Annotated in this window: 12 protein-coding genes and 1 riboswitch; of the genes, 10 read left to right on the plus strand and 2 right to left on the minus strand. The window is 46.4% G+C overall.

Features of this window, described 5'->3' with window-relative positions; genetic code table 11:
* Positions 1 to 7: 7 nt before the first annotated feature.
* Complete coding sequence (locus CLV42_RS23310; protein WP_170117618.1) at positions 8 to 3,493, minus strand: RHS repeat domain-containing protein; 3,486 nt, start codon at positions 3,491 to 3,493, stop codon at positions 8 to 10.
* 123 nt (positions 3,494 to 3,616) lie between these two features.
* A complete protein-coding gene (locus tag CLV42_RS23315; protein ID WP_106604336.1) occupies positions 3,617 to 4,642 on the minus strand; it encodes a hypothetical protein in 1,026 nt (341 codons plus the stop codon).
* A gap of 422 nt (positions 4,643 to 5,064) precedes the next feature.
* Positions 5,065 to 5,263, plus strand: a riboswitch (cobalamin riboswitch).
* A 138-nt stretch (positions 5,264 to 5,401) separates the two neighbouring features.
* Here CLV42_RS23315 and CLV42_RS23320 point away from each other — a divergent pair.
* From CLV42_RS23320 to CLV42_RS23365, 10 genes are read left to right on the plus strand one after another with little or no spacing between them, the layout of a single operon-like run.
* Positions 5,402 to 5,761, plus strand: coding sequence for a (2Fe-2S) ferredoxin domain-containing protein (locus tag CLV42_RS23320; RefSeq protein WP_106604337.1), 360 nt, complete (start codon positions 5,402 to 5,404; stop codon positions 5,759 to 5,761).
* Positions 5,761 to 6,588 (plus strand): HoxN/HupN/NixA family nickel/cobalt transporter, encoded by an 828-nt coding sequence (locus tag CLV42_RS23325; RefSeq protein WP_106604338.1) that lies wholly within the window; start codon positions 5,761 to 5,763, stop codon positions 6,586 to 6,588. Before CLV42_RS23320 ends, CLV42_RS23325 begins: the two co-directional genes overlap by 1 nt.
* 2 nt (positions 6,589 to 6,590) lie before the next feature.
* Positions 6,591 to 7,424 (plus strand): SDR family oxidoreductase, encoded by an 834-nt coding sequence (locus CLV42_RS23330; RefSeq protein WP_106604339.1) that lies wholly within the window; start codon positions 6,591 to 6,593, stop codon positions 7,422 to 7,424.
* A 9-nt stretch (positions 7,425 to 7,433) separates the two neighbouring features.
* On the plus strand, positions 7,434 to 8,363 hold the full coding sequence (locus CLV42_RS23335) for a sirohydrochlorin chelatase (protein WP_106604340.1): 930 nt from the start codon (positions 7,434 to 7,436) through the stop codon (positions 8,361 to 8,363).
* A 3-nt stretch (positions 8,364 to 8,366) separates the two neighbouring features.
* Positions 8,367 to 9,074, plus strand: coding sequence for a precorrin-2 C(20)-methyltransferase (cobI, locus tag CLV42_RS23340; RefSeq protein WP_106604341.1), 708 nt, complete (start codon positions 8,367 to 8,369; stop codon positions 9,072 to 9,074).
* Entirely contained in the window at positions 9,071 to 10,426 is a 1,356-nt protein-coding gene (cobJ, locus tag CLV42_RS23345; protein WP_106604342.1) for a precorrin-3B C(17)-methyltransferase, read from the plus strand. The genes cobI and cobJ overlap by 4 nt, the downstream gene beginning before the upstream one ends.
* Complete coding sequence (gene cbiE, locus CLV42_RS23350; protein ID WP_106604343.1) at positions 10,426 to 11,610, plus strand: precorrin-6y C5,15-methyltransferase (decarboxylating) subunit CbiE; 1,185 nt, start codon at positions 10,426 to 10,428, stop codon at positions 11,608 to 11,610. The genes cobJ and cbiE overlap by 1 nt, the downstream gene beginning before the upstream one ends.
* Before the next feature lies 1 nt (position 11,611).
* Positions 11,612 to 13,444, plus strand: coding sequence for a precorrin-4 C(11)-methyltransferase (cobM, locus tag CLV42_RS23355; protein ID WP_106604344.1), 1,833 nt, complete (start codon positions 11,612 to 11,614; stop codon positions 13,442 to 13,444).
* Complete coding sequence (gene cobK / locus CLV42_RS23360) at positions 13,445 to 14,203, plus strand: precorrin-6A reductase (protein ID WP_106604345.1); 759 nt, start codon at positions 13,445 to 13,447, stop codon at positions 14,201 to 14,203.
* Positions 14,200 to 15,282, plus strand: a complete 1,083-nt coding sequence (locus tag CLV42_RS23365; protein ID WP_106604346.1) for a cobalt-precorrin-5B (C(1))-methyltransferase — start codon at positions 14,200 to 14,202, stop codon at positions 15,280 to 15,282. Before cobK ends, CLV42_RS23365 begins: the two co-directional genes overlap by 4 nt.

Below are 15,282 nucleotides of genomic sequence, written 5' to 3' on the forward strand. Positions count from 1 at the left end.
TACGCGGTTATTTAGTGAGAGGAGCCTGATACTGGTAATCAATTTGTTTCAGGACATTTCCGTCCTGGTCTCTGATCACCTTCAATCTGCCCAGGCCATCATATTCATATTTCAATATATGATTCTGATCGTCTGACTTGCTGGTCAGACCTATTAAAGGCTGATAAGTAAAACTGTTCATTTGAGATGAGGACGGCCGCAGCTTAATATCGTCAAACCACACCTTTCCGGTCCCATTATTGTCTATTCTTATACTCATACTTTTGACGTCTGCAGGTACTGAATATTCCTTCTCAACATATATCCATTTACCTGATTGTGAAATAGATATATTGTCTATATATGAATACGCTCCGGCCTCTCCGCTCCGTTTCATCAGCAGGTTAACAGTCGCACCGGGGCCGCCGCTATATACCCAACCAGAATATTTGAATTTCGTCGCTGCTGCCAGGGATACATTTGTCCAACGCGGACTAACATAAGTACCAGCATTGGTAATCAGCCCCGCATAACGTCCGGTTCTCGCTTGTCCGTTATCGCGGACAACGCCAGCCCAGCTGCCGGCATCTTCAAATCCATCATATAGTACGGAGGTATTCGCAGCCCCGATTGTCTGAGTTACCGGATAAGTACTATTTGCGTCCCAGCTATAGCTGCTGGTGATTCCATTTCGCTCGGTCAACTGCAGAATATTGCCGTATTTATCATATCCCTGATAAGCCACCGCAAGCTCGGGCTGTGCTCCCCCCAAGCTCCATGTACTATCTGCCTTCGGCATAATCAGACTATCGTTAACACTCCATTGATCACTGAATAGCGTGCGGCCATACTTTAATAAGGCATTCTTAGAGTAACTTCCCTGCCAATAAGGCTGGCGGACCATATTTCGTCTCACCATCCTGTTTAATACACCGGCATCAGTTAATGACGCAATATGATCACCAGGAAAAAGTGCAACAGTAGAAAGGGTATCGTTTTTACTATTAGTACTCTTTACTGACTTAGGATACCCGTATCGATTATACTGATAGGTTATCGTGTTCTGCAGGGTATTTCCATTATCGTCAAACAGAGTTTCCTCGGTCGTGCCTAACCGAAGCCCTCCTGATTTTATCCGAAATATAAAGTATCCGAATTCATCCTTATTCACACTGCCACATCTATCAGGTGTCGTATATTCATAATTGTGCCAATAAGTTACTGCGGGTATGAATACAGTTTCAAGAGGGATATAACTATTAATCGTCCGTTTCTGAAGCGTATAGTCTCCACTAGAATTGTACTTATATATATGCTCTGACTGCAACCGTACATCTGACATAGAATTATCAATTAACTCTTTTCCTCCCATAGACCCCGGGCTTGGTATGGATATGTAGTCCGCCGGTAGTTCATACTGCAATAAAGTCTTTCCATTAGGTTTGCCATCGACAGCCAGATCATACTTTGTAACAGATGGATAAAGCACCTGTGCTCCCTGTAAACTAAGCGTGGGATAAACATTTGATGCTGTATATGTATATCTATATCCGGGAACCGCGCGACAACCGATCGGATCACCTATGATAGTCCTGGTTCCCATGGCCTGAAAATTGTTATAAATAACCTCCGTGCCAGATATCGGCATAATTCCCATACCATTTTCATTAATCCCATAAGCATACTTTTCACGTTTCTGCAAACTATTGTCGGCATTGTAGGAAGAAATCGTGCTAACCCTTATACCTCCACCCAAATTTGTGGAAATAGAAGTATTACGCTTCGTGCTGCTTATGTCAACAGTTACACTCGTAGAGTTTTCATCATTTACAGAGGCAATTATTCTGTAGGTATGGGAAGTGTCACAAGTGTAGAGATATTCAATCGTATGAGGCTGCTCATAGCCTCCATTAGCACTGAAAAGATCTGACGTCCATGTGATTATGCTAGCTCCTGTAGTAACGTCTTTAAAGGTCACACGCTGCGCAACATCCAATGCATCAGGCGAAAATGGAGAAAAGTTGATAACTATTTTGGCTACAGGTGAAGCTCCTGTTATTGGAGACGCATTTTTAAACGTTACGCTGTCAGTTACAATAGGCCGTTTGCCCTGTCCGCGAACACTAACCCAACCCAAACCATAGCTGATCATCTCCGTTCGTGACAACTGATATGTGTTTGACTCATAATCCAACACTGTAGAGCCGCCTGTTGGATGGGTAATCTTAGTTAAGATCCCCGCCATCATGTAATAAGCTGAAGGATCTCTATTCGCTGTACCCAAAGTCCCAAATGACTGAAGGTCAGCCTGATCAGGCACTATTGCAGGCATAAGCGTGGTGTTATTCACACCATTATAAAATCCCCAGTAATCAACCTTAAAAGACGTAATATCTGGCAGAGGAATACTGTTATATTCAAACTTGTATGTCTCCGGTTGTCCACCAGTTAAATCCAGTTTGTTGAAGGAAAGCAATTTTAAACGATAAGCGTTTTCATTGGTGGGCACAGTTCCACTGTAAAAGTAACCATAGTCAAATGTAATTTTCTTTACCCTGCTATAAACACCTGAATCTTTACTGAATATCACAACACTGTCCAATGATGTCCCTCCATCCATTCTTGTGCCTTTTCCATAAAAGACGACTTTTCCCTGTCTGAACAGGATCTCACTTAACATGGTAGAACCATAGTGAATGCTTTGGTCAGCAGCGATTATCTCGCCCTTCTGATACCTTCCCCCGTTTTCAGTCTCACTCTTTGAATATGTTAATGAAAAAGATTTTGTAATCTCATCATTTCTCTCCGCCCCAGATAAGGCAGGATCGTCATATCTAAAAAAAACGGTGTCCCGGCTATCGTTTGAGATTATCTGAGATAAATACCAGGATTGTGTATAGGTTATCAGGTTGTAGGTATCGTTTATGTACTTCTGCATCTGTCTGAAGCAATAACGGGTCCCGTCATCATCTGTTATCTCATAGGTATTATTTAGAGTGGCGTCCGGGTTGTTTATGATGCGTTTTATCACAACAGGTTGATAGGGGAATGTCATGAAAGCTGAACTATCCCTTGAATAAATAAATTTCCCTGACTTACCAGGTATGTTATAGCTGAAAAAGTCTGGCTGGCCATCCGGGGTATTTTGTACCCATGCCTGCATAACATCATAACTCTGTATCAGTGGCAAAGTATCCAGTGAAGCACGATGGTTGAACCAACCATATATATCTGTTTCATCTGTAATTCCTCTCACTGCCCGTGATATACTTCCGCCTGGCATCAAAGACCAGCCCAATCCCACCCAGGTGGCTCTCTGACTAACCTTAATACCAGACGCATGATAGCTTAGCGCAATCGGCACCTTAATTTTCCCGGTATTAATTTCATACAACGGATAACTAATATCCGGTACCCCTGTCATTGGCGAAACCGGAATACTATTATATTTAAACAGCTCCGCAGCATTTGGTGGCAATGGCGCTATGGCGTTATTCTGCGTCTGGGCTAACAAACCCTGCATTTTGAAAGAAAACAAAAAAATGCAAATAAATATCCTCTTCATAATTAAATCATATGAATGCGCCCTTGGGTTCCAATAAAATTTCACAACAGCTCGTGTCTATTTAATCTCAGATTATTTCGACTCTATTTTTTCGAGTTTTTCCATCATTATCTTCATTCGCTCTTCCAGTTCCCTGTTCCGCTTATCTGCTTCTATCACATGCAACGTCAACTCCTCAATCTTCTTCAACAACACCTTATTCATCTCCGCTACATTTATCCCTTCTTCCTCTATTTCCTTCGCCGATGGCACCTCCGGCAAATGATTATTCTCTTTCACATATGCCTCCAGTTCCTGTAACGGCATCAGCTTATAATTCTGTCCAAAAACATAATCAGGCCAGTTAGAGTAAGCTTTCACCTGTATCCTCGTAAACATCGCATCCCCATTTACCGCCAGCTTGTACCCCTTTGTATCAAGCGTTCCAATGCCGACGTTACCATTCACGGCATTCCTTGCCCCGGCCAGTATCACATCTCCATTTGCCTTGAAAAGCAGTGGCGCGAAATACCCACCTGATATGGCTCTGGTTGCGTAAAATTCAAGGGTCGGACCTGTCAGATCATTACTGAAATAGCCATCCTTTCTTGAAGAAACCAGCCACATGTTCGGCTTGCCTGAGGCTATTCCTGTTGTCGTCTTTATACTAAATTTAAGGTCCGAATAAGCAGCCGCATCACCATCACTAACCATATTGATGGCACTCCTGGTAGAACCCATATCGATTGTCAGCTTGTCAGCCCCGGGAGCAGTACCGATGCCAACATTGCCTCCTGTTGTTAATGTACCCTTCATATTCAGATTACCAACATTATCGAGGTACATGATCTGGTCTGTATCTGTCGTGTAATCAACAGCGCCGTTATCATGTGTTAACCAGCGAAACTTAAACCCGGTGGACTTAGGTCCAAACAATCCGTAGTTGATGGAAGCATTTGACTGATGAATAAATCCTGACCTGTTATTGGATGTGTACAAGCCCGTCGTGATCGTATTTGTATAGGTGTTAGGAAAGTCTATACTAATAAAAGTTGTTTGTCCGTTTACGTACAGAGATGACAATAACAATGCTGATAAGCTTAAAAGTCCCTTATTCATGGTATATAGTTTATATAAAAGTGTAAATGTGTTGATCTTCACCTGTAAAACGACGATCCCGGGTTAACACACTCGTATTTTTACGATAGGCATCAACAAGGCTACGCGGACTATTGTAGTAGTCCGGCTGTTCGCTTATAATATAGATTAAGATCTGAAACTGAGAATTCTGAATATGCTCGAACAAAGTATAGGTGACTAAACGGGTAATGGGCAACATCAAATTCTAACTGACAGCAAAGGTGTCGAAAGGACTTGACAAAACACATAACATGTTAGTTGTATGTACGTTATAACACATCAATTCCCCCCTCTCACCACAAAGAAAGATACAGGCTGCGCAACGTATATGCGTAGGAGAATTTCGGCATACATCTCTTAGTCAACCAATCTGCCCGTAGGAAAACACCAAATAATTCCCTACCTTCACGCCAGTTTTTGGTTTTCAACCGCTCATACCGGCTGAAATTAAAAGGGAATTTGGTGTAATTCCAAAACAGTTCCCGCTGCTGTAAGTTCCAAATCAGCTCTTAACCAATGCCACTGTCCAGGTCTCAAAATGGATGGGAAGGCGTTAAGAGTGGAACAAGTCAGAAGACCTGCCAACAACCATGTTTATCCAACGCTTCGGGAAGAAAGCACAGGAACGAGCAAGCGTCATGTCATATGATCCGCATTGCCCCACCTCACTATTCCCCCTGAAGTCTTGTTTAATCATTAACGGGTAATTAATGTATTAAATTAAATGTAGGCAACAGTATGGCGATCAAAGACCTGACTAAAGTTCAGAAGATCCTGTTTATTTGCAATGGCGGCACCTGCAGCAAAAGCGGCGCTGACGAGAATACCAACCAGTTAAGAGCACATCTTACCGAAAACGATCTCAACGACGAAATTCACACCGTACGTACCAAATGCCTTGGACAATGTACCTGGGGGCCTATGATCTTCATGCACCCGGAAGGACTCTGGTATAAAGGCGTTACACTTGACACTACCCGTGAGATCGTTACACAACACCTCATGCAGAACATCCTGCTGGAAGAACATGTTCACTTCCCCACAGCAGAACTGGTAGATGCCAAACCACTCACCTTCAGCGGACAACCAAACGAATAATGGATCTCTTACAACAGGACCTTAGCGGGTTCATTGTCCTGTCGGTATTAGGTTTACGACACGGACTCGACCCCGATCATATAACCGTCATAGACGGCTATACATACCGCCTGCACCTGCACAAAAGTAGCTGGACCCGCTGGGTGGGCACCTTGTTCACTTTCGGGCATGGCATCATGGTAACAGCCATCGCGCTGTTTCTTTGCATCCTAAAGAACAACTTTGCAATGCCCACCATGCTGGACATCATCGTGGAATGGCTTTCCTCTGTGATGCTACTCTTCATGGGCATCTCTAATATTATCTCCCTTACCCGCCGGGATAATACACAATTGAGCGGATTGCGGAAAAGGTTGCTGCCAAAGTCTTTCAGCAATAGCCTCAATCCGTTTACAGTGATCGTAACAGGGATCATCTTCGGTTTTATCTTTGACACCTCTTCCCAGATCGCCGCTTTCGGATATGCTGTAGCTGTTTCCAATCAATGGGTATATGCTATACTAGGCGGCGTGGTATTTTCCCTCGGATTGATCCTTACCGGTACCTGCGACTCCCTCCTGCTAAGCAAGTTGCTGAAAACATTCGACCAGAAAAAGATCCAGAGTCACCGTTTTAAACTGAATGTGCTGATCACGATCATGTGTTTTGCCATTCCTCTTTATAAAATTGCAAGTACAATGAATCCTACGCTGGAACTGACTGATTTCCAGAATAATATTGTCGGTCTGGTTTTTATCAGTATCATTATATCGTTATATGCTGAGCTGTACCTGCGACACAGGTATGCCAAAAGCGAAGCGGTATTGGAAAGCGTTAAGGACAATTGACTATGACTACACAGACATCGACAAATACGATCAGCATTCTTGGTTGCGGCTGGCTGGGATTACCACTGGCAGCACACCTTGTACGGGAAGGTTATGCCGTAAAAGGTTCCGTTACCCAGACTGAAAGGTTTGAAGAGTTGACACAAAAAGAGATCACACCTTACCAGGTGGAGATCACAGATACAAGTATTATCAGTAATGACCTCACAGGTTTCCTGGAGAGTGAGATACTGATCATCAACATCCCTCCTTCCCGCCGGGAAGATGTGCTATTCTATCACCAGGCGCAGATGAAGTTGTTGCTGGACCAGGTACTGAAAAGTCCTGCAAAGCACGTCATCTTCATCAGCTCTACCTCAGTGTATCCTGATCTGAACCAGGAAGTTACTGAACTCGAAACAGCACCACCGTCCAAAGACAGCGGCAAGGTTTTACTGGCAGTAGAGAAGCTATTCAGGACGAACCCTCACCTGATCACTACCATCGTCAGGTTCGCCGGATTGATAGGATATGACCGCCTGCCGGGACGGTTCCTGGCTGGTAAAAAGAATGTAGAGAACGGCGATGCGCCCATCAATGTCATCCACCAGGACGATTGTATTGCGCTCATCACCGGGATCATAGAAAAACAGGCATGGGGAGAGATCTTTAACGCCTGTGCAGATATGCATCCCACACGAAGGGAATTCTATACAAAGGCTGCGGCCAAAGCAGGACTTGAACTGCCCACTTTCGCAGCTACGACAGATCCTCATTTTAAGATCATTAATTCCGATAAGATCAAGCAACGGCTGAACTATTCGTTCAGGTATCCGGATCCGCTCGGACTATTATAAAGTCATTTCATGAAAGGGATATTAATATGTGGTCATGGCAGCCGGGATCCCGAAGGAGTCCAGGGCTTTAAGGCATTGGTGGCACTCCTGCAGAAACGCTATCCCGAAAGGATGGTGGATTATGGTTTCCTGGAATTTTCCCACCCGGTATACGCGGCCGCTGTAGAGCGCATGTACCTGGCAGGCGTAAGGGAGATCATCGCAGTACCAGCCATCCTCTTTGCCGGAGGCCACGCCAAGAATGATATTCCCTATGAAATGAATACGCTGCAAAGTCAGTATAAAGATCTGACCATCAAATTGGGCCGCCATATCGGCATTACGCCTTCCATCCTTCAGCTGGCGAAACAACTCATAGAACAAGCAGAAGCAACAGCACCGGCCCTCGACAGAAAAGACGCTTGTCTGCTGTTGGTAGGTCGGGGCACTTCTGATCCTGACGCTAATTCAGACGTGGCTAAACTCACCCGCATGTTGGGCGAAGGACTGGGCTTCGGATTCTCTACCACTGCTTTCATAGGCGTAACACAACCTCTGTTGAAAGACCTGTTGCCGGTCATCGAACATCTGCCATACAAAAGGATCACGGCATTGCCCGTATTCCTGTTCACCGGTGTGCTGCTCAAAAAGATCTATGCGCAATTGGATGAATTCAGAACAGTGTCCCATAAAGAAATCATCACCACAACATCCTTCGAATGTGATGAACTGCTGCTGCAAACCATTGATGAACGTATCAGAGAAGTAGAAGAAGGCAATCCGGATATGAACTGCCAGTTGTGCAAGTATCGTACACAGATCCTCGGGTTTGAGGATGCTGTAGGCAGTCCACAGGTAGGCCATCACCTGGCAGTGAAAGGAATACTCTTCGAAGAAGATGAAAAGCCCGGTGATAGAAAAACAGTGTTCACAAAGGTTAAAAAGATCCTCGGTATCTGATACATGCATAAACAGGGAAAGATATATGGCGTTTCATTAGGCCCCGGCGATCCGCTGCTGATCACTGTAAAGGGTCTGCAGACACTGCAACAGGCGGATAAGATCTATTATCCGGGATCGCTGTTGCCTGATGGGACCACCACCAGTTACTCGTTACAGATACTACAACATTATCAGCTGGAAGAAAGTAGGCTGCGAGGGATGTTCCTAAAAATGTCTGACGACCGCAAATCTGCCGAGCAGACCTATGCAGCTACCTTTCAGCAAATGCTGACAGACTACCACAATGGCCTCCAGGTTGCATTTGTCAGTGAAGGAGATATCTCCTTCTATAGCACGTTCGCTTATCTCTTACAACACATCCATGCGCATAAACTGGACCTGGAGATCATTGCCGGCGTGCCTTCTTTTATACTGGGCGCCGCCGAGCATCAATCATCCCTGGCTATCCTCAATGAGAAAATAGCTATTCTTCCCAGGATGAAAGACAGGGATACACTCTCCCGCTACCTGGAAGAGTTTGAAACAGTAGTGCTGATCAAAGTGCGCAGCGTACTGCATGAAATCCGTACACTCATTCATCAGGCTGGCCTGCAGATGGTCTATTGTGAACGATTGGGCACAGCACAACAATACATTACAACAGATATAAACGATTTGGAAGGAAGGGAGATCCCCTACTTTTCTTTACTCATTTTAAAAAGGATATGAAGCTAAGTGTAGTTGGCATAGGACCTGGCGGCAAGGATTACATTCTACCTGTAGCACAGCAGGTATTGGCAACAGCCAATATTGTGATCGGCTACAGTTATTACTTTCAGTTCATCTCACATCTCCTGCAACCGGGTTGTGAATGTATCGGGAAAGACCTGACAGAAGAAGAAGCCCGTGCTGAACTGGCTGTTAATCGTTGTGAGCCGGGCAAACATGTAGTGGTGATCAGCTCTGGTGATGCTGGCATCTATGCTATGGCTTCCCTTGTTTATCAATACGCCAGCACACTTACTGATAAAGAGATTGAACTGCAGACCGTCCCCGGTATCAGTGCTTTTATTGCTGCTGCCGGCAGACTGGGCGCCCCACTGGGACATGACTTCTGTTGCATCTCACTCTCCGATCTGATGACCCCCTGGCCTGTCATCGAAAAAAGGATACAGGCAGCAGCCATCGGCGACTTTGTCACTTCATTGTATAATCCCCGGAGTAAAAAACGTTACTGGCAACTGGCCCGTTTTAAAGAACTGTTCCTGCAATACCGGGAGCGGGGTACTCCGGTCGCGATCATCCGGCAGGTAACAAGACCAGAAGAAGAGATCACTATTACTACACTGGCAGAACTCTCTGTGGAAGATGTTGATATGTTCTCTCTTGTGATGATCGGCAACTCACAAACCTACCAGTTCAAAAACTTCCTCGTCACCCCCCGCGGATATATGGCAAGAAAGCCGCAAAGCGGTCAGGAGATACAGGACGAAAGCTTCCGCCAGATTGCTGCGCAGCTGAAACGCGAAGACGTCACAGAAGCTGACAGGTGGGCTATTATGCGCTGTATTCATACTACGGCCGACTTTGAATACGAAGACCTCTACCTCTCTAACAGAGACGCCATCACACAATGGCACAACTATCTGAAGGAAGGCGGTACCATCGTTACAGACGTAACCATGGTGCAATCAGGAATTACAAAGGAATTTCTGAAAAAATACAATGCCAGTGTATACTGTTATCTGAATGATGAAGCAGTATTACCACTGGCGGAAAAAGAAGGACTAACCCGCAGCCAGGCAGGCATGCGCATCGCAATAGAAAAACATCCGGATGCACTGTTCGTGGTGGGGAATGCGCCAACGGCACTCTTTGAGCTCTGTGATCAGTTACAGGAAAACAGGTTTAGTCCCGCGGGGATAGTCGGCGCGCCAGTCGGCTTTGTGAACGTAATAGAGTCCAAGCTCAAATTACAGGCAATGAAGAACGTACCTTATGTCATCATACAGGGACGCAAGGGCGGTAGCAATGTAGCCGCCAGTATTGTTAATGCAGCGTTCACCATAAATGATAAGTAGTGGAATACATTGTGATCGGCATATCAAATGAACCTGACTGTATCCTGCCGGATGCCGTCAGACACCTGCTGCCATCGCACAAAGTATTCTCCGGTGGTAAGCGGCACTATGAACTGGTGAAGAAATACCTGCCTGCACATCATCAATGGATAGATATCCAGGGCAATATGCCCGCTCTTTTTGAACAGTTCCGCGATCATAATGGACCTATAGTGGTATTTGCTTCCGGAGATCCGCTGTTCTACGGGTTTGCAGGCACTATACAAAAGTTTGATCCGTCGGCTGATATGCAGGTTTATCCTTACTTCAACAGCATACAGCTGCTTTGTCATGCGAACAATCTCGCTTATGCCAGTCTGGTAAATGTTTCTGTACACGGACGCAGCTGGGACGAGTTAGACAGTGCCCTGATCAGGCAGGCGCCAATACTTGGCGTACTGACAGACCAGCTGAAAACACCGGCAGCTATTGCGCAACGTATGCTGGAATACAATTTCACCAATTACAGGATGATCGTAGGTGAAGACCTGGGAGGCCTTCATCACACTTCCACCGTATTTGAATTGAATGATGCGATCAATTATACAGCCCATCCGCTCAACTGTGTGATACTGCTAAGAACATCGAGACGGTCATTCTCTCATGGCATACCAGATCATCTCTTTTATGGCCTGGAGAACCGTCCGAACATGATCACCAAAATGCCCATCCGCCTGACCAGTCTTTCCTGCCTGGACCTGGCGGAACGCAATGTGTTTTGGGATATTGGCTTCTGCACGGGCTCTGTTTCGATTGAAGCAAGACGCTTATATCCACACCTGCGTATTGTGGCCTTTGAACAACGACCAGAATGCAGTGAACTGATGGACGAAAATATGCGCAGACATTCCACTCCGGGTATTACGAAGGTAATGGGCGACTTCTTTGAAACAGATCTCCTCGGCTACCCTTCGCCTGATGCTGTTTTTATCGGCGGACATGGTGGCAGGCTGGAGGCGCTGATCCAGCGATTGGATGTTATTCTTCCTTCACAAGGCAGGATAGTACTGAATGCAGTAAAGGAAGAAAGCAGGGATCAGTTTACGAAGATTACACAAGCATTTAATTACAGATTATCAGCGCCAATAGTAATAAAGGTGGATGATCATAATCCTATCACCATACTAACGGCAGAAAAGAGATAACATGAGTAAGACAGTCATCATAGCCAGCACTGATAACGGTGTTACATTGGGCAACAGGATCAGGACAGAGTTCCCGAAATCCCTGCTGGTCAGTACCCGTCATCATGAACAGGCGACACATATAGACAGCATTGCTACTTTCCTGGAAGCCAATTTCAGCACCTTTGAGACATTGATATTCATCGGAGCGCTGGGCATCTGTGTGAGAAGCATTGCCCCATATTTACAGGATAAAAAAGAAGATCCTGCCGTCATTAATATCGACGACAGAGGCCTGTTTGCACAATCGGTGGTGTCGGGGCATCTCGGCGGAGCCAATGACATCACCCGCAAACTGGCCGCTGCTATTGGTGCACAGGCAGTGATCACCACCAGCAGCGATCTACAGGATATCTGGTCGCTGGACACACTGGCCGGGCAGTTTGGATGGAAGCCGGCCGCCACCCAAAACATGAACAGTATTATTTCCCTATTTGTCAATAACCAACCGACAGCGCTGCTGCTCGACATCAAAGACAAAGGCACGGCATATCTCGAAAAGACCCTACCTGCCTTTGTGGATGTCTTCTATGACCTGAATCAGGCAGACTTGTCGAAGTATGCATTGCTGATTGCCGTGACGTACAGAAAGTACCCGGTGGCAATACCCGTGTTGTACTTCCATCCGTCGGTATTAAGCATCGGAATGGGCTGCTCACGCGATATCGAAACAGACCTGTTGGCCGCTTCTGTATATCAGCAGTTTGCAGAACAGGAACTGGCTATTGAGTCAGTCAGGGCCATGGGTTCCATTGATATAAAACATGATGAAACTGCCTTTATTTCATTGGCAGAAAAACTACAGATACCCTTTGTCACTTATACAGCAGATGAGCTGAATACCCAGACTGTACGTAATCCATCCGAAGTAGTGCTATCCAAACTGGGCGTACATAGTGTATCTGAAGCATCGGCGATGCTACTGTCAGGGAACAAAGAACTGCTGTTAGAAAAGCAGAAACTCACTGTTAGTTCCGGCAAGAAACATACGATCGCTATTGCCCTTGATCGCCAGGTGATCCGGAAAGCAATGATAGCCATTGTGGGCGCCGGTCCGGGAGATGCGGAGCTGATCAGCCTCAAAGGCAAACAATTGGTGGAAGAAGCAGACCTGATCTTATATGCAGGTAGCCTGATCCCGGAAGAGATCACCCACTATGCGAAGAAGGAAGCGATTGTAAGGAACTCCGCCAGTATGACGCTGGAAGAGCAGATCAGCCTAATGGAAGAACATTATACAAAAGGACATCTGGTAGTAAGATTACAGTCTGGCGATCCAAGTATTTATGGTGCCATACAGGAACAGATGACCATCTTCGATGAAAAGGGCATGGACTACTTTATTGTGCCGGGCATCTCTTCATTCCAGGCAGCAGCTGCCAGCCTGAAATCAGAATTCACGATCCCTGAAGTGGTGCAGACCATCATCCTGACACGAGGTGCTGGTAAGACGCCATTACCGGAACATGAGCAACTGAATGAGATGGCTAAACATAAAGCCACCATGTGCATCTTCCTGAGTGCTACCATTGCAAAGTCGGTACAGGAGCAACTGCTGGAACATTATGATCCGGAAACACCGGTAGCCGTATTGTACCGGGTAAGCTGGAAAGACGAAGAGATCTATACTGGTCAGCTGAAAGACCTGGCACAGATCGTACGCGAGCATAAACTAACACTCACCACACTGGTGATTGTAGGCGTAGCCATCGGTGCCAGAAAGAACCGTTCACATTTATATAATCCCAGCTGGAAGCACACTTTCAGAACGGGAAAAGCAATAAAAACAAACTAGATGATCTTAGTATTTGGCGGAACAACAGAAGGTAAAAAAGTGGCAGGCATCCTGGAGAAGGTTGCATGTCCCTATTACTATTCCACCAAAACAAGTATTGACTTCCAGGCGGGTCCATATGGCAGATACCGGCATGGCGCATTGACAGCAGCACAGCTACAGACATTCTGCAAAGAGCATGCTATCAAAGCCATCATTCATGCTAGCCATCCTTTTGCCACCCAACTGCATGCTACCATTCATGAGGGCGCACAGGCATTGTCACTTCCGGTGCTTCGGTTTGAACGCCGTTATCAGGATCGACAGAAGCATCCGCTTGTGAAATATTGCGCGGCTTATACGGAAGCACTGGCATGGCTGGAACAGTATCCGGTAAAACGATTGCTGGCATTAACGGGCGTGCAGACTATCGCTCCCCTGACTGACTACTGGAAAAAGCATGATACCATCTTCCGCATCCTGCCCAGGGAAAGCTCACTGGCGCTGGCGGAACAAGCTGGTTTTCCAAAGGAAAAACTAATACAGGAAATGCCGGGAGATGATCTGGAACAGGAACTGGCCATTATCAGGCAATACAACATCAGCTGCATACTGACAAAAGAAAGCGGGGAATCCGGTTTCCTGGCTACCAAGATTCAGGCCGCACTGCAAAGTAGTATTCCCATCCTGATCATTGAACGTCCTACCCTGCCGGACACCTTCATACTGGTCAGCGATGAAGCATCACTCATGGCTGGGCTCAACAGGGTATTGCCATGAGCCTGCAGCCGGTGCCTGAAGGGGCCATGAAACAAGGCTATACCACAGGGGCATGTGCCACTGCCTGTACAAAAGCAGCGCTGCTGGCCCTGATCACACAGGAACCGGTGAACGAAATAGAGATCACACTGCCGCTGGGTGAGAAAGTTACCTTCCGGATCAGTAGCTGCTCTTTTAGCGGAGAAAAGGCTACTTGTACTACGATAAAAGATGCAGGAGATGATCCTGATGCCACTCATGGAGCAACTATCGGTGCTACGGTGTGGTTCCACGATACGCCCGAAGTAAGGTTCTTCCGCGGGGAAGGTGTTGGGATAGTCACCCTTCCGGGGTTGGCGATCGGAGTAGGAGAACCGGCGATTAATCCGGTACCGCGGAAAATGATGACGGATGCAGTCCAATTCCTGACACACCGCTATTCGCTCAATAAAGGGGTAAATATCGAGGTTTTCGTAATAGGCGGCACTGAGATAGCTAAAAAGACTTTAAACAGCCGTATTGGCATCTTAGAGGGCATTTCCATATTGGGCACTACCGGCATCGTGAGGCCCTTCAGTTCCTCCGCCTATATCGCCAGCATTACGCAGGGCATTGATGTGGCGCTGGCCAACAACTGCAGGGAGATCGTCATCAATTCAGGCGGCCGCTCGGAAAACATTCTGCGGAAACGCTTTCCTCACCTCCCGGAGTTTGCCTTTATCCAGTACGGCAACTGGATCGGGGAAACGCTGGCAAAGATCCGTTCCGTGCCACTGCAGAAGGTGACCATGGGCATCATGCTGGGAAAAGCCGCCAAACTGGCCCAGGGCGAACTGGATACCCATAGTGGGAAGTCCTCCTGGGATAAACAGTTCATCTATACACTGGCCAGGGATTGCGGTTATAGCGAGGAACAATGTCAGCCGATCCTGGAATTGAACATGGCCCGGCGACTGACAGAGTTGTTCTCCTTCAATGAAGAGGAACCCTTTTTCCGGGAATTGGCAGCCCGCTGTTATGCCGTCTGCGCACCACTGGCGCCAGACGTGCAACTACAGATCCTCCTGATTGACGCAAATGATACAATTCTAACTTTTTAA

This window comes from Chitinophaga ginsengisoli, from assembly GCF_003014595.1.
Lineage (GTDB): Bacteria > Bacteroidota > Bacteroidia > Chitinophagales > Chitinophagaceae > Chitinophaga > Chitinophaga ginsengisoli.